This window comes from Pseudoalteromonas luteoviolacea S2607 (genome assembly GCF_001625575.1).
GTDB classification, from domain to species: Bacteria; Pseudomonadota; Gammaproteobacteria; order Enterobacterales; family Alteromonadaceae; genus Pseudoalteromonas; species Pseudoalteromonas luteoviolacea_E.
In genome coordinates this window covers 1-19,456 of sequence record NZ_AUXV01000021.1, presented here as the reverse complement: position 1 = coordinate 19,456, position 19,456 = coordinate 1, and the positions used below count along the sequence as shown (strand labels likewise).

The window sequence follows — 19,456 nt, the reverse complement described above, 5'->3', positions numbered from 1 at the left end:
CGTCAACCAGCACTTGTGAATTGAGAATTCTTCACACGACTTAGGTGATGACGTAGCCACTAAAATAAATATCGTACTTTAAATATCACGCTGTTCTCAATTGGCCTGGTCCAATTGTCTTTGACACTCTCTAGCCATGATTTATGTCCCACTTGCGCTTTATCCAACATGTTTAGCTGTGCGCCACCGCGTCGATAAACCAAATACACATCTGAATATGCCCCCATACGATAGCGCAACTTAAATTGAGACATAAGGCGTGTATCTTCAAAACTAGTATCTGTGTTTGCTTGTCTCTGCAGCCCGTCTGCAAGTATGTCATAAACATCCTTGCTCTTCGCCTCAAGCACTGACCATTGAAATGTACTCGAAAACTCTAAATCCTCAGCAATGAGGGCGCTTGCCTCTATTGTGTTGATAAAAATCGTTCTATCGTATTCAGACAACTGATTTCTCTGGCTTGCCACCAACCAGCCGTCCCCATCACGATAATAGTTATTAAACTTAATATTCCAGTTAGCGTGAGGCATCCAAGTCATATCCAGTGCCAACTGCAATGCATCTCCACTTAAACCTTCCTGATCTAACTCTACACTAGCCGCCCAACTAAACTCTCCAGTATAAGGACTCTGATACAGCACACGCGTTTCAAACGCGCTTGGCTGAAAGAAAGGCACACTATTCGCACCAATATTGTCCTGCCACCCAGAACGGACTTGATCTAAATGAACACTCCACTGCGCGCCATTGTTTAACATTAGTTGTGCTTTGTAGCCTTGTCTTGCGGGTAGTTTTAATCCATGAGAATTGGCTTCGTAGCTTAGATCTAACGTATGCTTTATGCGAGTTAACCAATCATTTCCCACATTAATTGCATGACTATAAGATAACTTTGAATACTGCCAATCATTGCGCTTCATATAGCCCATATCTCGATTTTCAAAGCCATCATTTAGACGTAAAAATTGCCCTTCAAGTTGAGTGTTTGGAGAAAACTGATAACCGACATTGAGTGATATGCCGTTACCAGATTGCCGAGTCTCTTGATCTACTTGGCTAAGGAGTAACGCACTTTGTATTGACCATGTGTCATCCTGATATTGGCTATCCCAAGCTAAGCTTTGAGCACTGCGGTTGAACCATGGCCGTTCCACGTGGGTCGCCAAAATACCTGATTGCCACTTGGCTGAACGATAGCTAAATCGCCCAGCATAAAAGTCTTTTCCAGCCTCACTATCCAAGCTATTTTCTTTTACCGCGAACGCGCCCCATTGTGCACTTTTCCCTTGGTGCACAAACCTGACCGCCCCATCAATTGGGGTGATCACCTCACTCTTATCATCGCTACCAGCTCCAATTCGGCGGGTATGGATTAACTTTGTATCTTGCAGTGCACCAATACTAAATACACTAATATCTTGCGTAAAAAATGGGCGTTTATCTGTACGCAACGTTTCCACCGCAGAGTAATTAACATCGACATCATCACTGTCCACTTGTGCAAAATCGGGGTTCACTGCAAGTGACAAGGTTTGGTGATGCGCTGGTTTATAAAACAGATCAAATCCCACATCAGCCTCATGACTCTTATTTTGGCGAGGTTCAAAATGACGCTGATAACTCATATATGGTACAAAATTAAGCTGACTTTGCTGGGGAACGGACACCTCAATTTTTGGCATGTTCAAGAAAAAATCACTGTTACTAATCGTCTGCTTTTGGTTTGCAAAAATATTATTAGATTTTAAATCATACAGTTGAATCCCAACGCCGATAGTGGCGAAACCATTGGCATGAACTTTTGGAGAAAAAGAAACACTGTGCCACGGAACAAATACCTCGTTCGACCAATACTCGGGCTGCTCGTCAAATGCGCTTTCCCAGTCACCGTCCCAGTCCATATCGGTCGTACGCTGAGGAGTCACAACCGCATCTTGCTTTCCTCCCCCAAGCGTTGTCGCAAACAAGTAAGCACTGCTACCATCACCCGAGAAATCAAGGTAAATCCGGTTAAACTCACCCTGCATAAACCCATCTTGAAGGTTAAACTGTTTTTTCCTCAGGTTTTCGGGTTGGTAGTTAACTATGCCAATGTATATCCCCTCTTCAGTCGCCAATATTTTTGCCGTCACTTTGTTTTTATGTACAGAATGCGTTGCTGGCACCACTTGAAAAAAGGTTGAGAAATCAACTGCTGATTGCCATGCTGACTCATCCAACTTTCCATCAACTTTCACGCCTTCGGCGTAACTTAACGGCGCGCCAAACACCAACCCTAAGGCAAAGATTCCTCGTTTAATTCCACTCACGTCAACACTCCAGAAAACTCATATAATGTTGTTACTTAAGCAAAAATATTGAATGAAAAAGCTTATTTTTATCTGAAGAATGATTTGATAAAGCTGAATAAGATTGACTTTATCCTGAAGCCAGTTACCTTTAGGTGAACCTATATTGATAACAAACTTGGCAGGAGGCCCTCGTGAGTAACTCTCTACCAAATCTCTCAAATCACGTGCCAAAAGAAACTCCAATTCGTTTTTACTTTCTACACTGGTGTTTTGACTGCGAGAAGGATGAACTTTGGAATTGTGAGACCCATTCGGCCACCAAACTTGAACCCCAAGTTGCGCGGCTACTGACTATTTTTCTCACTCAACAAGGCCAAGTAATCAGTAGAGAAAAGCTCAATGATACTCTTTGGCCAAACACTATCGTCGAAGCGAATAGCCTCTACCAACTATTGACCAAACTGCGTAAAGAGTTGAAAGACAATGCTCGCAGTCCAAACTATATAAAAACAGTGCCTAAAAAAGGCTATCTGTTTTTACCCCAAATCAGTCATGACTCGCCACGTAGCACACTCTCGCCAAACGATGATAATCTCCGTGAAAAAGCGACCCATCCAGATTTAGCAGCACCACTTCATACCCGTTTAAAAAACAAGTTGCTAAAACACTGCTGGACACTCCTGTTTGCAACAGGTGCATGCTTTAGTGCCATTGCATTTTTCTCAACAACGCCCACAAAAGTTTCTCCCCCTAGCTACGAAAGGCATGACATTACCTATGATCTTGGCGTTGAATTTAATATTGCAGCACATCAAGACCAAGATTTACTGGCCTATGTAGAAAAATTTAACACTTTAGAAATTACTGATAAATCGGGTAAAAAACGATTTAAAAAGACCTTTGACACTCGTATTGCGCACCCTACGTGGCACCCCTATGAAGAAAAGTTAGCTTTTTGGCAATATCAAAAAGATGCGTGTATCTTACACATAGGTAATAGTCGCGCTGAAATTTTACATAGCAGTGACCCGATCCCTTGCCACCTGATCACTCCACCGTCTTGGAAATCAGCAGACGAGTTAGTACTCACAATCACTGAGAAGCATGGTAAGAAAGCCTATTTATATCGTCACAAGCACAACCAACTGATAAAATTACCGCTGCCAAAAGAGCCTGAGGAAAGTTACATCGGGGCTGTGCGCGCTTGGGAAGGAAAAATTTATTACCTTATTGTCGACGCAAAGTTTCACTCGAGGTTGGTTTCATTGGACGGCAAAGTCCATATGACTTGGGCCTTCCCAGTATGGTTATTTAATTTCGACCCCGCTCAACAGAGTATTATCAGCAATGATGGTAGCGCCCACCACAATCTAATTGGTAAATACAGAAACGGGCAGACTTATCCGGTGTTTGCTACAACACAGGGAATATTTACTAGTCTATCCGTTGATAATGCGGGTGACGTTTATACCGCTGCCGAAAGTTGGCAGGTAAATATTCGTGATGAATATAACTTACCCATATTTTCAAGCTCAAGTATCGACTATTTGCCGGTGACGAATAAGTTGGGCGAAACGGTATTTATGTCTCGTAGGACTGGTTATTGCGAAATCTACCTACACTCGGGGAATGAAGTTAAACAACTCTCCTTTCATAAGGGGCATGAGTATGTAGATTTCCTAGCTTGGGATCCTATGCTCAGTAAGATCCTTGCTAATCGAGATCGCTTTTTAGTGTTATATGACCGCACGGATGTACTTACAAATTTTCATAGCCAACATCAAAAGCCCTTGAAGCAATTCGGTTGGCGTACTAACCAAACGGTATGGTCGACCGATGGAATGTCTGTTAATACATTCGATTTAGACGGTCACTTGCTCAGCAAAACCAACTTTGAATCGGACTTTATTATTTACCACACAGAAGACAAGAGTTGGATAGTGATCAAAGATGGCACCTTATATCGCGCAACCTCATTGATTAATTTTGAAGAGCAAAAACAGGCGTTAGCCAAACTCCCCCAAGAAGCGCTCAATGTCATCAAAAATCCTAGACTCAAAAATGGTGAGTTATTCTGGCAATCAGCGTGGTCAAAAACCGATTTGATTTGGCAAGTATCGTTAAAAGCACCTTATAAAGTCACCAATATTAAACAAGAACCACTCATTTGGCATTATGATATTGCACCAGATGGTGCCCTTCTGGTGGCAAAAATGGAATCTGTTGAGTCTGATATCAAGCTGATCAAACCGCAAACAAAGCTGACAAAATAGCCTTTAGCAGAGTAAAACCAGTGACACGCACTAATCACTGGTTTTACCGCCCTTAAACTTAGACACTCAAATACACCATTGCCCAAGCTATTTCCTCAACTCCACAATCATTACACTTTTTGATGGTAAAAAGCGCCTGACATAACAAAAAACGGTGAAATTTATATGATGCGCTCTAAGTATTTGGGACTGGCTATGCCCTTGCTACTCGCGGCTTGCTTCGATGGCAGTGAAAGACATGTAGAAGTTGTCACGCCAACCCCTGCTACTGAAGTAACACAAGTACCTAATGTAGCTTTAGTTGAAATTAAAACGCCAGAGCAGGCCTTATACCAGCCCGGTCAGCCTATTTCTTTGGATTTTTCCATTGAAACAATCCAGCTAGACACCCAACATATCGGTGTTACTTTTATGGCCATTCCAAAAGAGAAGGTCGCACAATTAGAAACCGAAGATCAGCCCGAGGGCTATAACTTAGGTACTCATTACATTGAACAATTACAGCCCGGTGTACAAAACTTATCAGCTACTCTGATGTTTCCTAATGAGGAAATGCCCAGTGGCGAGTTCTTGATTGCTGCATATGTAGACAGCGCAAAAATTATTCATGACGAAGCAGATCTGACTGATAACCGTTCTCGAGGTCATGAGGGCGGCGATCTGACAACTTATGCTCCAATTACAATTGACGCCTCCCATTATCACGACTTTGTATTAGACAAGGTGGCTGTAGGTGACGGTTTTGCGATGTTCCCTGATATTGGTCAAAGAGAAATAGCCTCAGAAGGTCAACCAAGTCAAAAGCGCTCCGATATCATTGGACATATAGATGCCAGCAAGTTCGGTAGCAGCGCAAATGCGGCCCAGGTCACCGCGGAGGTAATTGTAGACGACCAAGCTTACACTGCGCACTTTTGGCAAGAGGGCCAAGATCACTACGCAGAGAAAATGAATATCTCATTCTCGCAATTCGAGCAAAGCCACTATTTCCCCTATGACATTGCTATAAACGGCGCCTTGCTGCATAAAATCCAACAGGCATTCGACCCAAATTCAAGTGAAAACACCATACAGTTGCGCTTTACTTTGCATGATATGTCTGAGTTTGATGAAGCCAATACCAGTAATAACACACTGACAATTGATGTTCCTTACAGCCTATATCAAGACTCGACCCCAAGTGATGAGCTATTAGCAAAACATAATTTACCGGGGTTGTCTGACAGTAACCAAGTGAATAGAGCGACCCGAAGCGCACTGTCTGATGGCCCGACACAGGACCTAAGCTTAACGATATCTCAGCAAACAGATGAGCAATTCGTGCTATTGGATTTGTTTAGTAACACCTACGGCGATAAATCAAAAGTGGCCGTTGTGCCAAGTTTCTTATCACTTATTATTTTAAAGGCCACAGATGGCGGTTATGCATGGGCATCCACAGGGGGTGGTTTTGACCTGTATATGTTCGATGATAGCGTGAACCTATTTTCTGCTGGTGCAAGTGGCATTGCTGACGGGGCAAATGGAACGTTGAGCTATGCGATGGGTGTTTCTTTTCTTGGCAACTCTCTGATCGCAGACTCAGACTCCGTTACTGCCCTTGATGAAAGCTATACCCATGATTGGAGTGAAGAACAAAAGCTATTCTCTGCAACCTTTACCATTGCGATTGTACCAGTCAGCGTCTCGGCGGGTGTAAAGGGTGAGGTTGGTGTCGGCAGCGAGTTAAAGTATGCTGATCAACGCTTTAGCATTGGCGGTGATGTACTTACGGCAAGCCTTGATGCCTATGCCACCGCGGGCATCGATCTGTTAATCGCCAGCGGAGGAATTGGTATCGACTTCCTCATTATTTCTGAAACATTGTCGGCTAGTGCTTACACTGATATCAGTAAAGCAATTACAGATTCTGAAATTAGCTATGGCATTGATATCAGCAATCATATGAAAGCCATTGAAGGTGAACTATATTTATGGGTGAAGTACCCAGGCTATGAGTTCTGCTGTTCATTCCCGACAAAAACTGCGACCAAAACACTGTATGACACAGGCGCTTTGTACAATAAAACGTGGCAAATGCTGGACTACAGCGATAGCTTCAAATTTTAACTGAGTAAAGTATGAATCGGGTTACACCACTACTACTTTGCACACTGACACTGCCATTTGGCAGTGTCAGTGCCAGCCAAGACTGCGCGCGCTGGGGCGATTTTACGACGCTTGCAAATACCAAAATGACAACACTAAACACACCAAACCAAAACCGCTTGTCCGTATCTGGGCAATTGGTTTATCGCCCACTTAAGCAAAGCGACAAGTATTACTGGCTAGGTTTGCAGCTTTCTTCCGCTAAATTAAAGTTAGACAATACAGACATACAGGCGCGCTACTATAGCGTGCCTTTTGCAGTGAAAATCGCAGCGCAATCTGGGGATATACTCGCATATCATTTTGCGGCTAAGCTAAAGCCTGAAGATGAACAAAAACTAATCGCGATTTATCAGCAATTTCATATTGAGCATCTGAAAAAGTATGATCTGCGAGCCCCAAAAATTATCGAAGAGAGTGATAGTTTAGGTCGCTATAAAATTCAGTACCAAAGGCTTGCTGACAATTCCATTCAAAAGCATAAACTTCAGTACACAATGACGACTCAGGGTACGCAATTGTTTGCGTTTAAAAAGCCTGAAATCATACAAGACTCATTTGTTTTAACTACATCTACCTGTTGGATAGAAAAATTAGACGGTTACAACAATACCCGAGTAGAAAGTGATAAAGGTGACATTCGAATCGATGTTGCTCAGTCGATTAAGTTTGCCACAAAAGCGCTGCCTATTTCAGCTGACATCTCCTTGATGACACTGCCAATGGACCCGCTTAAATGGCCTATTCTTGCCGCAAACAGCGTCTACCCGAAGCCGCAGCCTGTCCCCTTGGGGAGTGCTGAAATTTTCACTAATTTGCTGCGAAATAAAGACCTACGAGCTTTGTCGAGTGCTGAGCTATTGCAATTGCTGTATGACAACCAGATCTATCTGTCGTCATTGCATGCTTTGATCAAGCAACAGGCTTTTGAAGATAAACAGCTAAGCCGGCTATTATTGATGATTGGTAAAAGTGATTCTGTATATGCTCAACAACTCTTAGGCGCACTTTATTTAGATACTGAGCTTGATAAAAATCAGCGTTTTCGCAGCTTAATGGCACTGAAGTATGCAGAGCAACCTCTTTCACCAACGCTCATTGAGCAGCTTTACAATCACATCGATAGTGATGAGTTAACCAATACCGATACAAAGCTAGCCCGCACGGCCTTAATGGTCATGGGTATCGTCGCTAAAAACCAAGCCGGTAGCGAATTTGCAAGTCAGCTCACGCAATCATTGGCTGATAGGCTTGTCATCACACGAGATGTACACAAACAAGCTTCACTGCTAAATGCGCTGGGCAATAGCGCAGACTCAACACATCAGGATGACATTGCCAAATTTTTAGACGATGGAAATGCCACCTTGCGCACTACAGCTGCACAAGCACTTGGAAAAATGCCCAATGCAATCAGTCTTGGCTACATTGAAAAGTCGCTAAAAGTAGAAACGGATAACAAAGCTAAGCAAGCTTTGCTTTCAGCTATGGGTAACAATCCGCTCAGTGAGTCTCAAGTGGATGAGGTTTTAAAATTTGCACAAAGACAACAGGGAAATGAAGTCCGTGTCGCAGCAATTAATGCAATCGCCAAGCAAGGCAACAACCATCAAGGCATAGCAGAGAAACTTAAACCCCTTCTCAAGCAAGAGCGCGATCAACAGGTCCTCAGAGCACTTATGCAAGCCATTCACGGCAATTGATAGCCTATCTAGGGGCATTTACAGCCCCTTCTCTTTAATACCTGTCAAACAGCCATACACTTAGCGCTTAACTTTTATCTAAGCAGGGTACTTTCGGCAAGTTCCACACATATTTTTACGGGCTAAATGCGCTTTTAAAATAGACACTAGTGGTTCAATGATAATATCAATATAAGAAAGACGTAATAAAGAAAAGATTGTTATGAAGTTTTATGGAACAAGGAGTAAAGCTTTATGAAATGGCGGAGTGGACGGGACTCGAACCCGCGACCCCCGGCGTGACAGGCCGGTATTCTAACCAACTGAACTACCACTCCGCAGTGGTATGTATATGTTCTTTAAGATATCAAATGGCGGAGTGGACGGGACTCGAACCCGCGACCCCCGGCGTGACAGGCCGGTATTCTAACCAACTGAACTACCACTCCGCAGAGATATCTTTTTACGCTAAATGGCGGAGTGGACGGGACTCGAACCCGCGACCCCCGGCGTGACAGGCCGGTATTCTAACCAACTGAACTACCACTCCGCAGTAAGCGTATTGTCATATTTTTTTGCTAAAACACTAAAAAGCCAAATGGCGGAGTGGACGGGACTCGAACCCGCGACCCCCGGCGTGACAGGCCGGTATTCTAACCAACTGAACTACCACTCCAAGTGATTTAGCTTGCTTCTTTTAATAAATGGCGGAGTGGACGGGACTCGAACCCGCGACCCCCGGCGTGACAGGCCGGTATTCTAACCAACTGAACTACCACTCCAAAGAAGCGATGCACATATGTAAGCGGTTGGCGGAGTGGACGGGACTCGAACCCGCGACCCCCGGCGTGACAGGCCGGTATTCTAACCAACTGAACTACCACTCCAGCTTACATCGCAATACAAAATTAAATGGCGGAGTGGACGGGACTCGAACCCGCGACCCCCGGCGTGACAGGCCGGTATTCTAACCAACTGAACTACCACTCCGCGACAATTTTGTATTTCACTGACAAGGTGTGCTCCTTGACAGCGGCGTGAATAATACGAATGACCCCTTTCAGAGTCAACTATTTTTTTGAAAAAAACTGCATTTTTAGCGTTTAATGACGTTACTCGCTGAAAATTGCATCAGCTTGTCTATTCTACAAGCAAGTTTGCAGCAACTTACCAAGAATACAACTTATCTTAGGAGCTGCACCACACATGAAGGTGTTTAATTTTTATCATCAGACATGGACAAACTAAGTACATCTCCCGAGTCTGACCCCATTTCACCTGCTTTTTCTTCCCCTTCACCTTCAGGCTCCAGATCATCTAAATCCATTTTTTGTTTCTTTTTCAAAAATGGAATAGAAGTTGGCAATGGAATTGAAAACTTCAATGGCTTGTTTTGTACAAAGACTCGGATCACTAGCCAACCCAAGAGCAGCACCAGTAAATTGCCTGCCACGACAATAGACACAATCAATGCCGTATTCACTTCAGGTTCTTCAGGCTCTGTTGGTTGCATCAACTCTTCAGGCGTGATGGGTTTGGTTAGCTCCGGTACTTTTTCGATTGGTCGTTCGATTTCAAAATTATAATCAGGGATGGCTGCCATAAATTCGCGACCATTGATATTTTCGCCAAAGGCGGACAGCTGAACGCTATAACGCCCCCAATCATAATTTTTTATTTGCAGTTGGCGATAAAAGCGTTCTTGTTCGTTTAAGGTGTAAACTTGCTCCTCACCATTGGGATAAAGTATTTTTCCTTGTAATATCACGGTCTCAGGCTTAACGATATCTCGATTCAACTGAATCACAAGTTCGTGTTCAAATTCTTCATCGTCCGCAAGTTGTAGCTCAAAAGTGAAAGGTGGTTCGGCAATAACTATCGGGTCTTTTACGACGCGACGTTTTAGTATGGGGGTCTCTATAAAAAACTCAGGCTGCCATTCGCCTGCCGGAAAGGTAAGCTTAAATTCACCGGTAAAAACCCCATCCAGCGGCCTCTCATCAAAGTCTCTACCGTCATCTTTAAAATCAGTAACACTTTGTGTACCTGCACCGAAATTAGCGTATGCCTCATTATTTGTACTGACAAACTCGACAAATAAAGTCACCACATCACGGAAATACCCCACATCGATTGGTTTACCATCGTTGGTAACTTTGCCATTTACTTTGAGCATTTCGCCGCGAAATAACAAAGGGGGCAGTGGATCAACAATCAGTTCAATATCACCCAGTACCATAATTCGGCTATCTTTTTGAATTTGTCCTAGGACTTGCCATGGCCCTGGCATGGGTTTATCGATTATGATCAGGTCGTAGCTTATCTCGTCGAACCATTCAAGAGATTCATCTTTAACGGCATGAATCGAGTAAATTTTACTGCCATCCGGCCTCACCAATACAACAGCAGGCGCGCCCGAGGAACGAAAGAACAGTAACGTAATTTTATCGACGTTATGGTCAATGCGAAAACGATTATCTAGCAGTGGGATCTCATTAGATACCCCATCGCGTTCTAGCATAGTGATATTTGGAGTTTCTGATGCAGCACTAAAGCTGAATAATATGCTAAAAACGACTATCCAAATTCGCATTGATATTTACCTCTTTATTGTTGCCATAAACTTTGTCCGCAAGCTTTATTGACAATTTCCATACGCTCTGTGTGGGCAAGCTCTTCTTCGTCACTGGCGTGCAAAACGCGTAATGGCGCCCTATCGGCAGCGAGTCGGCGGATACCACCCGTCCCACCTTGCTGTGCACCGTCAACTTGCTGAGCTAGATTTAGCTTTTTCTGCCCACCAGTCATTGCCAGATAAACATCTGACAAAATCTCGGAATCCAGCAATGCGCCGTGCAGTGTACGCTTTGAGTTATCAATGTCATATCTACGACACAACGCATCTAAGCTATTCTTTTGACCAGGATGCAAATCACGCGCCATAACGAGTGTATCAAGTACTTCGCAGACATCATTGGTTGTCGGAAAACCCTGGTTCAACATCGCAAATTCATGGTCCATAAAGCCCACATCGAACGGCGCGTTATGAATGACTAACTCTGCACCAGTTATGTAATCGAGGAACTCCTGTGCAACTTGGTGGAAGAATGGCTTACCACGTAAAAATTCATTCGTGATACCGTGAACGTCAATGGCTTCCTCTTCAATATCTCGTTGCGGGTTGATATAGACATGAAAGTTATTGCCCGTAAGGCGCCTATTTATTAGTTCAACACACCCAATTTCAATGATCCTATGCCCAGCTTTGGGGTCGATGCCGGTGGTTTCTGTATCCAGAACTATCTGACGCTTTACCATGATTTATGATCTCTAACATTCATTTCTCTGTTTAAGTCCCATATTAACCCACTTTCGACTTTGTTACATGACCTATTCTCAATCCTTTCTCTATCGAGTCGCACCACATTGACTTGATACTCACTATCCTGCGACGTCAAAAGTAATAATCACTACTAACAAAATATAGAACTTATTCAATAAATAACGCTAGGTGAAATTAAATCACAGCTCGTTTCAGACACCTGCAGCTTAAACGACCTGATTGTTACACAGCGCGTGATTACCTATAATGATTTTTGACCATCCAACTCGCATTGAATAATGAAAGCACATTTTTATTTGGCACATACTGCTTTTCTGTAATTTGCATACCGCTTGCAGCTGAACTTTGCTATCGTACGCAGTTATCTGCCCATTTTGAATTTTACAGGCTAATTTGTGCAAAAAACCGTAGAAATCTATACCGATGGCTCATGCCTAGGCAATCCTGGTCCTGGAGGCTATGGCATTTATTTAAGTTACCAAGGCCATGAGAAACAACTGCAACAAGGCTACCAGCTAACTACGAACAATCGCATGGAAATGTTGGCAGCTATCGTGGCGTTGGAAACGCTAACTCGCCCTTGTCATGTCGTGCTCTATACTGACAGCCAATACGTGAAACAAGGCATTGAGTCTTGGGTAGCGAATTGGAAAAAACGTAACTGGAAAACAGCAGCCAAGAAGCCAGTAAAAAATGTAGATTTATGGCAGCGCCTCGACAGTGCATGTCAGAGGCATCAGGTAGAGTGGCGCTGGGTTAAAGGCCATGCAGGTAATAAGTATAACGAGCTTGTCGATGATTTAGCTCGAGATGCGGCATCACAGGATGACCTGCTTGAAGATAACGGCTACATCGCCCAACAATAACCTCACTATTCTTGCGTGCGACTGTGTTTCAGGCGTGCGCCCTTCACCGCAGGAGTCCATTTGGGCCTAGCATGCCATTTAGGTTTGATGGGGGTTAACGGCGTGACCCGCTTTCTAGCCACCAGCATATAAACACTGCCCATCGGTTTTAAGTAATGTCGGCAAAATCGGCGCCATGGAGCAAAACGGGACAAGCGCGACCCTCGAGCTAGAGATGCATGGATAAAACGTTCGTCTGTAACAATTTCAAAACCGAGTAAATTCAGCCAATCTTTAACCCTAGATGGCGTAAAAAATCGCCCCGACCAAGGCAGCTTTTCTCCACTAAAAGGCAACATGTGTGCCAATCCACATAGGCTAAATGGATTGAAACCGGTAATAACAATATAACCACCAGGGATCAACGTACGGTGTGCTTCCCGTAAAATATGATGGGGATCTGAGTGATACTCCAAACAGTGCGACAAAATACATGCATCAACACTGTGTTCATAAAAAGGGAGTTCATCAATTTCGGCAATGACACCAGCGTGCGGAGCACTTGCACAAATACATACTTGATGATCGATAGGGCTCTCTGATGTATCTAATTGCCCGCTTAAGCATCCCAACTTTAGCATATGGTAACCAAACATACGTGGCAGCCATTTTGCCATTCGACGCTCAATGCCAGCTCGCACATAGTCACCATGAGGAAAGTCTCGCCATGATTGTGGTTTGGGCCCTTGCTGAAAACTTAATGCTGGTTTCATCGCATACGCTCGTTATACTAGTTGACACCTTCACTTTATAGAGCAATGAGTTATGACGCAAGTTCATCCGATCAAAGCATTTAATGATAACTATATTTGGGCCATTTGTGATACTCAGAACCTTGATACTTGGGTTGTCGATCCTGGACAAAGTCATCCTGTACTACAGTTTTTGTGCGAACAAAACAGACAGCTCACAGGCATTTTAGTCACCCATCATCACTGGGATCACACTGACGGAATCGCAGAGTTGATTTCACACTACCCTGAAACCCCTATTTACGGACCTAAAGACTCCCCTTTCTCTGGCATCACTTGCACATTGTCTCAAGGGGATTCAATTACTATAGCAGGTGAGCGTTATAATATAATTAAAACACCGGGACATACGTTGGATCATATTTGTTATGTTAATGATACAAGAGCGTTTACGGGTGATACCTTATTCAGTGGCGGGTGTGGTCGACTATTTGAAGGTACAGCAGAACAGATGTGGCATTCATTGCAAGCACTGTCTGCACTGCCAGACCCATGTGAGGTGTACTGCACACATGAATACACACTTGCAAATTTAGACTTTGCCAACGCCGTGGAGCCCAATAATGATGCACTTACGGCTTATACAACTTGGGCAAAAGCAAAGCGAGCGCAAAACTTACCTACTCTACCAACCAACATTGGTAACGAACGCGCAATCAATCCATTTCTAAGAGCAAACAACGATGCGATCTTAGCTCATTTGCCTGAAGTCCTCAAAGGTCCTACCGAGGCCCAATGGCAAGTCTTTGCGAAACTCAGATTGTGGAAAGATCAATTTTAATGGCGTTGCTTATACAAACCATAGCTACAAGCTAGATGGCGCTTATTTACTCCCTTTGCGCCGTCTCTGATTTTTTCTACACATCAAGCAATTACGCACTTTGACAGAGCACAGCCATCGTTGCATTGTTGCGAACAACTTTAAAATTACACCAGATAAGGGTAATATTGCTGGGTTTTTGCCCGACAAAAAGAGATTTATGAAAAAGTCACTTCTGATAATTGCGATTATAAGTTTGCTTGCAGGCTGTCAAACAACAACCGAGCAAACCTCTACCGAGCAAACCTCTACCCAGCAAGCCGAACTATTAGATCATGCGAGCCCAGCGCAAATAAGCGAAGCATTGTCTCACGCGATTCAAGAACCTATTGAAGCAGACGAGCCACCGCCAGTTTTCGATGATGTCTGGGAGCGGATCCGTTATCAATTATCTATTCCGGTGCCACAGAATCGCCCCGTTGTAACAGAAAGAAACTACTACCAGCGGCACCAATCCTATCTAGATCGGATTTCAAAACGTGCTGAACCATATCTCTATTTTATTGTAGAAGAAGTTGAAAAGCGTGAGATGCCTATCGAGATTGCGCTTTTGCCAATCGTTGAGAGTGCATTTGACCCATTTGGTTACTCTCACCGCAGTGCTTCTGGTATTTGGCAATTTATGCCACAAACGGGAGAGCGTTTTGATCTTAAACAAAACTGGTGGTATGACGGCCGTAGAGATATCGTCCAGTCCACACGTGCAGCGTTAGATTATTTGACTTACCTTCATAAAACACTCGACGGTGACTGGTTAAATGCTATTGCAGCGTATAACTCTGGTGAAGGCAGAGTGATGAGGGCAATTCGCAAAAATCGTAAAAAGCACCTGCCAACTGATTTTTGGTCATTAGATCTCCCAAGAGAAACCACAGCTTATGTTCCAAAGCTCCTTGCGCTCTCTGACTTATTGATGCGCCAAGATGAGTTTAAGGTTAAGTGGAACAAGATTATCAATGCACAAGTTGTCGACACCATTGAAGTTGGAACACAGATCGACTTGGCATTAGCGGCAGAAATGGCAGGAATATCTCTAACGGAACTATATCGCCTCAACCCAGGGTTCAATCGCTGGGCAACCGACCCTAAAGGGCCTCACTCACTATTATTGCCCCTTGATAAGGTTGAACAATTCAAAACGACACTTGCAAACACGCCTATGCAAGAGCGCCTGCGTTGGCAATATTACACAGTGAACAAAGGAGACAGCCTTTCTGTTATTGCTAAGAAGTTTGATACAAATACCAGTGCCATAAGAACACTCAATAAACTGAATGGAAATATCATTCGTGTTGGCCAACAGTTACTTGTACCACTTAGTGAAGGCGAGTTGAAAAGTGAACACCTACCGACTGCGGTTAGAAAGGTTGCGAACACAACTGAGCGGAGTAAGAAAGTACACACGGTCAAAAGTGGTGATACACTGTGGGATATCAGCCGAGAATATGATGTCACGATTAAACAGCTAGCAGCTTGGAATAAGCTCAAGCCAAGCTCGGTACTTAAATTAGGTCAAAAGCTAACAATTTACAAAACCCAACAACAAAGCAAAACGGCGGGCCTGCAAAGTAAAGAACGCACAATTACCTATAAAGTACGTAAAGGTGATTCATTGGCAAGAATCGCGAATAAATTTAACGTATCTATCAAAGACATCGTGAAATGGAACTCACTAGCGGGTCAAAAGTACTTGCACCCCGGACAAAAGTTAAAACTTAAAGTCAATGTGCAAACCACCTAATATAATAAAGGCCACGTGATTTAAATCGTGGCCTTTATTGTGTAAGTCAGTCAATTACAGGGCTGCTAGCCAATTCTTTAGCCATGGCTCTACAGGCTCCCAAGGTTCGAAGTGCTCACCAGCATCTACATCTAGCCTCGGTTGCGGTAATTTCGCATTGAGCTCTTTTACCAAAGCATCAATTTGACGACCCGCTCCGCAATATGTATCTCCGTAGCTGCTGTCCCCTAATGCCACTACTCCTACCTGCTTGTTTGTCAGCATCGGTAGCTGCGCTTGCATTTGCAAAAACAGTGGAAATAAACCGTCAGGAATGTCTCCTTGGCCAGTCGTAGAGGAAACAAACAGCACATGTTCCGCAGCTTTTAAGCTATCCATTGTCGGGGGCTCGGCAATATTTGCTTGATGCCCCTGAGCATTAATATGTGACTGTATTTGAGTTGCTAAGTTTTCCGCATTGCCGTAGACGCTGCCTACAAATAGCGTAATTGACGCCATTATTGATAATCCTTCTCTGTTGATGGCCAACCTAGCTGACGGCAAATATTGAGCATGTCATCACCTAAATTAGCGCGAATTAAAATAGGTTGCTTAGTATAAGGATGTATAAACTTTAGCTCAGTTGCAAACAACATGAGACGCTGCAACTGAAAATGGTCACGGAAAAAGTGATTATGTTTATTATCACCATGGTTTACATCACCAATGATGGGTGTGGCTAAATGGTTAAGGTGACGTCGAATTTGGTGCTTACGACCTGTTTTTGGAAAGCATTCGACTAGTGAGTAACGAATACTTGGATATTTCCCGAATGGTATATCTAGACTCGCGCGATGCAGGCAACGCACCATGGTTTGCGCCTCCTGAGGCGCTTTATCTTGATCTGCAAACTTATCAGCGATTTTATCGAGCTGCTCTTTCAAAGGCTTATCAACAAAGATTTCATCTTTACTATAGCCTCTGACTAAAGCCAAATAACGTTTTTCGACTGTGCCCTCAATAAACAGCTGATTGATGTCTCTAGCCGCTTCGGAGCTCAAGGCAAAGAGCAATACACCACTGGTTGGTCTATCTAAACGATGCACTGGAAAAACATGTTGGCCTAATTGATCACGCAGCATTTGCATTGCAAACTGCGTTTCTCTTTTATCTAGAAAAGAACGATGAACTAGCAACCCTGAAGGCTTGTTAATGGCAACATAGTTTTCATCTTGATAAATAATTTCTAGCACTACTTCACTCCACCACTAGAAATAGCGGTATCTATTTCACTTAACTTAGAAAAAATAGTTTGCAGCTGAGCATGGCCTGAAAAAGCAACCTCAGCCATTGGCGCAATCGCAATGTTTGTCGGTAGAGGCTGTCCTTCACGTATCATTTGTTGGATTTTTGGAATAAATACAAATTGCAGCCATTGCTCAAAGCGCAAGGTATCGCAGCAAAAAGGCTGAGTGGATGCTAACGCTTGTGCTTCGATTGGTTCTGCTTGCCACAGTTTAGCTTGTTGTAATTGACTCTCTAACTCAGCAAGTTGCTGTAAAACTTGTTGGCTCACGTGAGCTCCTCATATTGCGTAATACCCAAACGCACATTATACCACTGTGATCCACGAAGAGCATTTAACTTAGTAAGTGTCGTAAGACCTTACTACAGGGCGTAATTACCGCTATAATCGCGGGCAAAGCAATTCAAGTGAGTATAAAATGACGGCGCAAATTTCAACATTAGGCGAGCTATTAACTTCTGCAGGCACTCAGTGGCGTGTATATGACATCGGTCGTCGAATCACCAAAATAGACAAAAAGCAATTTGCTCAAATTGAAAATACCCAAGTGCCGTATCCTTATCCACTAGGCAACCATGCATTGATTGCAATTCAATTTTGGGATAATCAGGCCACGCTCGATCCCTATGTTTGGTTTCTTAAGTTCCCATTAGATGAGCAAAGCAAATTAATTATTGCGAGTCGAGATCATTTTGCCTCTATGGTATTAGAGGCATTAGGTACACAGCTCACAGGTGAAGCTGCGCAAGGTAAGCTAGATAACAACCCTTACGTGTATACACCCAACGCGAATAAACTTGCTGCTTTTAATGCGCTGATGAAATGTGAATTAAAGCGCCCAGCCTCACAATATTACGAAACTGTTGAGCAGTATTTTACACGTGCAGAACAGCAAGACTGGCAAAGCCTAGCCTTACAGGGACTCGCAGATTTTGCAATGCGCCTTGAACATGGCGAAAATCAAGCTAACTTGATTTCTCGTTGGTCAAGTTTACCAGAGCAAGTGCAAAGTCCACTTGCGGCCATGCTAGAACATGTTGCGATTTCGACAGAGTTGACTGAGCACTTGCAGGCACAGCTCAATAAACATATTGCTCAACAACAATTAAGTAGCAGTGTGCATTGCTTCAGAGCTATGTCAGGCAGTCACGGCCTGGGTTTAATTGCACAATCAGTGGATCATCTATTGAGCTCAGAACTGGCTGAACACGCTGACGTATTGCTCACAATAGCAGGAAGAGGGTGGGAAACACTGACAGAGCCAGAACGCCTTTACACATTTATGGATAAAGCAGCTCACAACACCCAAATTGACGGGCTTTTTGAAAGTATTTTCACCGATTTAGTTGCAATTCCGATTCTCCGTCCACATGTATTAGGATTATTGAGAGCGCAAAATCGAAGCGACACACTTTCTAGAGCAATTGGTAGGCTATTTTCATAAATGACAACACTTTGGCTTTTTATACTCACCCTTACGGCTTGCGGTTTCTTTTGGTATAGCAGAGAAATCGCCGAAGCAGCACGCGAGCATGCTGCACAACAAAGCGAAAAACTTAACGTCCAATTGTTGAGTGTCGCCTGCCAGAAGAGACGTATTGGTGTGCTAAAAAATGGAAAACTAGGGATAAAAAGTCAATTTTTATTTGAATTCAGTTCAGACAGAGATACAGCTTACAAAGGTATTTTGTACTTAGAAAATCAAGTTTTGGTAAAAATGGATGTGCCACCACACCGAATTGTAGAATGATTTTAGAACAGATTAATATGATGGGTTGGGAAACTGATATAAAAAACTAAGGCGTAACCCTGTTTGTCACGCCCCAATCCGACGAATTCCCTTGGAGGTTTCCACTACCTCTGCCTACAACTTACCAGCAAGCCGCCAATTTTCATCATCCCCTGAACGGGTATACATCCGATACACCCGACTATCCTCCCTGCCTTCATCCTTAGTACGTCCCGTACTTCTGTCCGCTTCACACGTCCCAATGTGCAGTTCCTTTCTACAGAGCAACTCCTATGCCCGTACATCCTTTGTATTGCGGTATCACCGCTCCATCAAGCATTCCCTATGCCTGCACATCCTGTGCTACTTTCCTATGCCTTCTTGGCTCCTCTTCACCTTATCCCTCGGCGCTCCTAATCCTATGACATTTCCTATGTCTGCACATCCTGTGCTGCTTCCCTATGCCTTCTTGGCTCCTCTTCACCTT

General features: G+C 43.7%; 15 protein-coding genes and 7 tRNA genes. 8 read left to right on the top strand and 14 right to left on the bottom strand.

Going from position 1 to position 19,456, the window contains the following annotated elements; translation table 11 throughout:
- Window positions 1-59: 59 nt before the first annotated feature.
- Window positions 60-2,309, bottom strand: coding sequence for a DUF5916 domain-containing protein (locus N480_RS12865; RefSeq protein WP_155732849.1), 2,250 nt, complete (start codon window positions 2,307-2,309; stop codon window positions 60-62).
- 173 nt (window positions 2,310-2,482) lie between these two features.
- Between N480_RS12865 and N480_RS12860 the strand changes: the two genes are divergently transcribed.
- From N480_RS12860 to N480_RS12850, 3 genes are all read left to right on the top strand, one after another.
- Window positions 2,483-4,564, top strand: a complete 2,082-nt coding sequence (locus N480_RS12860) for a winged helix-turn-helix domain-containing protein (RefSeq protein WP_081231868.1) — start codon at window positions 2,483-2,485, stop codon at window positions 4,562-4,564.
- 165 nt (window positions 4,565-4,729) lie between these two features.
- Complete coding sequence (locus N480_RS12855) at window positions 4,730-6,673, top strand: hypothetical protein (RefSeq protein WP_155732848.1); 1,944 nt, start codon at window positions 4,730-4,732, stop codon at window positions 6,671-6,673.
- Between the two features lie 11 nt (window positions 6,674-6,684).
- Window positions 6,685-8,415 carry a HEAT repeat domain-containing protein gene (locus N480_RS12850; protein ID WP_063372908.1) on the top strand — a complete coding sequence of 577 codons (1,731 nt, stop codon included), beginning with the start codon at window positions 6,685-6,687 and terminating at the stop codon, window positions 8,413-8,415.
- A gap of 240 nt (window positions 8,416-8,655) precedes the next feature.
- Here the strand turns inward: N480_RS12850 and N480_RS12845 are convergent.
- The 9 genes from N480_RS12845 to dnaQ form a co-directional block, all read right to left on the bottom strand.
- Window positions 8,656-8,732: transfer RNA gene (locus N480_RS12845), tRNA-Asp, on the bottom strand.
- 34 nt (window positions 8,733-8,766) lie between these two features.
- Window positions 8,767-8,843 (bottom strand) — tRNA-Asp (locus N480_RS12840).
- A gap of 24 nt (window positions 8,844-8,867) precedes the next feature.
- A tRNA-Asp gene (locus N480_RS12835) sits at window positions 8,868-8,944 on the bottom strand.
- Window positions 8,945-8,993: 49 nt separating this feature from the next.
- A tRNA-Asp gene (locus N480_RS12830) sits at window positions 8,994-9,070 on the bottom strand.
- A 29-nt stretch (window positions 9,071-9,099) separates the two neighbouring features.
- A tRNA-Asp gene (locus tag N480_RS12825) sits at window positions 9,100-9,176 on the bottom strand.
- Between the two features lie 28 nt (window positions 9,177-9,204).
- A tRNA-Asp gene (locus N480_RS12820) sits at window positions 9,205-9,281 on the bottom strand.
- 26 nt (window positions 9,282-9,307) lie between these two features.
- A tRNA-Asp gene (locus N480_RS12815) sits at window positions 9,308-9,384 on the bottom strand.
- Window positions 9,385-9,610: 226 nt separating this feature from the next.
- Window positions 9,611-10,987: a TIGR03503 family protein gene (locus N480_RS12810; RefSeq protein WP_196761491.1), complete on the bottom strand. Its 1,377-nt coding sequence runs from the start codon at window positions 10,985-10,987 to the stop codon at window positions 9,611-9,613.
- 14 nt (window positions 10,988-11,001) lie between these two features.
- Window positions 11,002-11,712, bottom strand: a complete 711-nt coding sequence (dnaQ, locus tag N480_RS12805) for a DNA polymerase III subunit epsilon (protein WP_063372906.1) — start codon at window positions 11,710-11,712, stop codon at window positions 11,002-11,004.
- Window positions 11,713-12,132: 420 nt separating this feature from the next.
- Here dnaQ and rnhA point away from each other — a divergent pair, with 420 nt between their 5' ends.
- Window positions 12,133-12,603 (top strand): ribonuclease HI, encoded by a 471-nt coding sequence (rnhA, locus tag N480_RS12800; RefSeq protein ID WP_063372905.1) that lies wholly within the window; start codon window positions 12,133-12,135, stop codon window positions 12,601-12,603.
- 5 nt (window positions 12,604-12,608) lie between these two features.
- On the opposite strand, the gene N480_RS12795 is transcribed toward rnhA, so the two are convergent.
- Window positions 12,609-13,355, bottom strand: a complete 747-nt coding sequence (locus N480_RS12795) for a class I SAM-dependent methyltransferase (protein ID WP_063372904.1) — start codon at window positions 13,353-13,355, stop codon at window positions 12,609-12,611.
- 52 nt (window positions 13,356-13,407) lie between these two features.
- On the opposite strand from N480_RS12795, the gene gloB reads away from it, so the two are divergent.
- Both gloB and N480_RS12785 read left to right on the top strand, forming a co-directional pair.
- A complete protein-coding gene (gene gloB, locus N480_RS12790; protein WP_063372903.1) occupies window positions 13,408-14,175 on the top strand; it encodes a hydroxyacylglutathione hydrolase in 768 nt (255 codons plus the stop codon).
- 199 nt (window positions 14,176-14,374) lie between these two features.
- A complete protein-coding gene (locus tag N480_RS12785; protein WP_063372917.1) occupies window positions 14,375-15,955 on the top strand; it encodes a lytic transglycosylase in 1,581 nt (526 codons plus the stop codon).
- Window positions 15,956-16,009: 54 nt separating this feature from the next.
- On the opposite strand, the gene N480_RS12780 is transcribed toward N480_RS12785, so the two are convergent.
- Genes N480_RS12780 through N480_RS12770 form a run of 3 tightly spaced genes read right to left on the bottom strand, consistent with a single transcriptional unit; the run spans window position 16,010 to window position 17,510 of the window.
- The gene (locus N480_RS12780) at window positions 16,010-16,453 is read right to left on the bottom strand and encodes a flavodoxin domain-containing protein (RefSeq protein ID WP_063372902.1); all 444 of its coding nucleotides are present in this window, start codon (window positions 16,451-16,453) and stop codon (window positions 16,010-16,012) included.
- Window positions 16,453-17,187 (bottom strand): tRNA pseudouridine(65) synthase TruC, encoded by a 735-nt coding sequence (gene truC, locus N480_RS12775; RefSeq protein WP_063372901.1) that lies wholly within the window; start codon window positions 17,185-17,187, stop codon window positions 16,453-16,455. Before truC ends, N480_RS12780 begins: the two co-directional genes overlap by 1 nt.
- On the bottom strand, window positions 17,187-17,510 hold the full coding sequence (locus N480_RS12770; RefSeq protein ID WP_063372900.1) for a YqcC family protein: 324 nt from the start codon (window positions 17,508-17,510) through the stop codon (window positions 17,187-17,189). Before N480_RS12770 ends, truC begins: the two co-directional genes overlap by 1 nt.
- A 148-nt stretch (window positions 17,511-17,658) precedes the next feature.
- Between N480_RS12770 and N480_RS12765 the strand changes: the two genes are divergently transcribed.
- Window positions 17,659-18,684 carry a DUF3549 family protein gene (locus N480_RS12765; protein WP_063372899.1) on the top strand — a complete coding sequence of 342 codons (1,026 nt, stop codon included), beginning with the start codon at window positions 17,659-17,661 and terminating at the stop codon, window positions 18,682-18,684.
- Window positions 18,685-18,990: a DUF3301 domain-containing protein gene (locus tag N480_RS12760; RefSeq protein WP_063372898.1), complete on the top strand. Its 306-nt coding sequence runs from the start codon at window positions 18,685-18,687 to the stop codon at window positions 18,988-18,990.
- The last annotated feature ends 466 nt before the right edge of the window (window positions 18,991-19,456 follow it).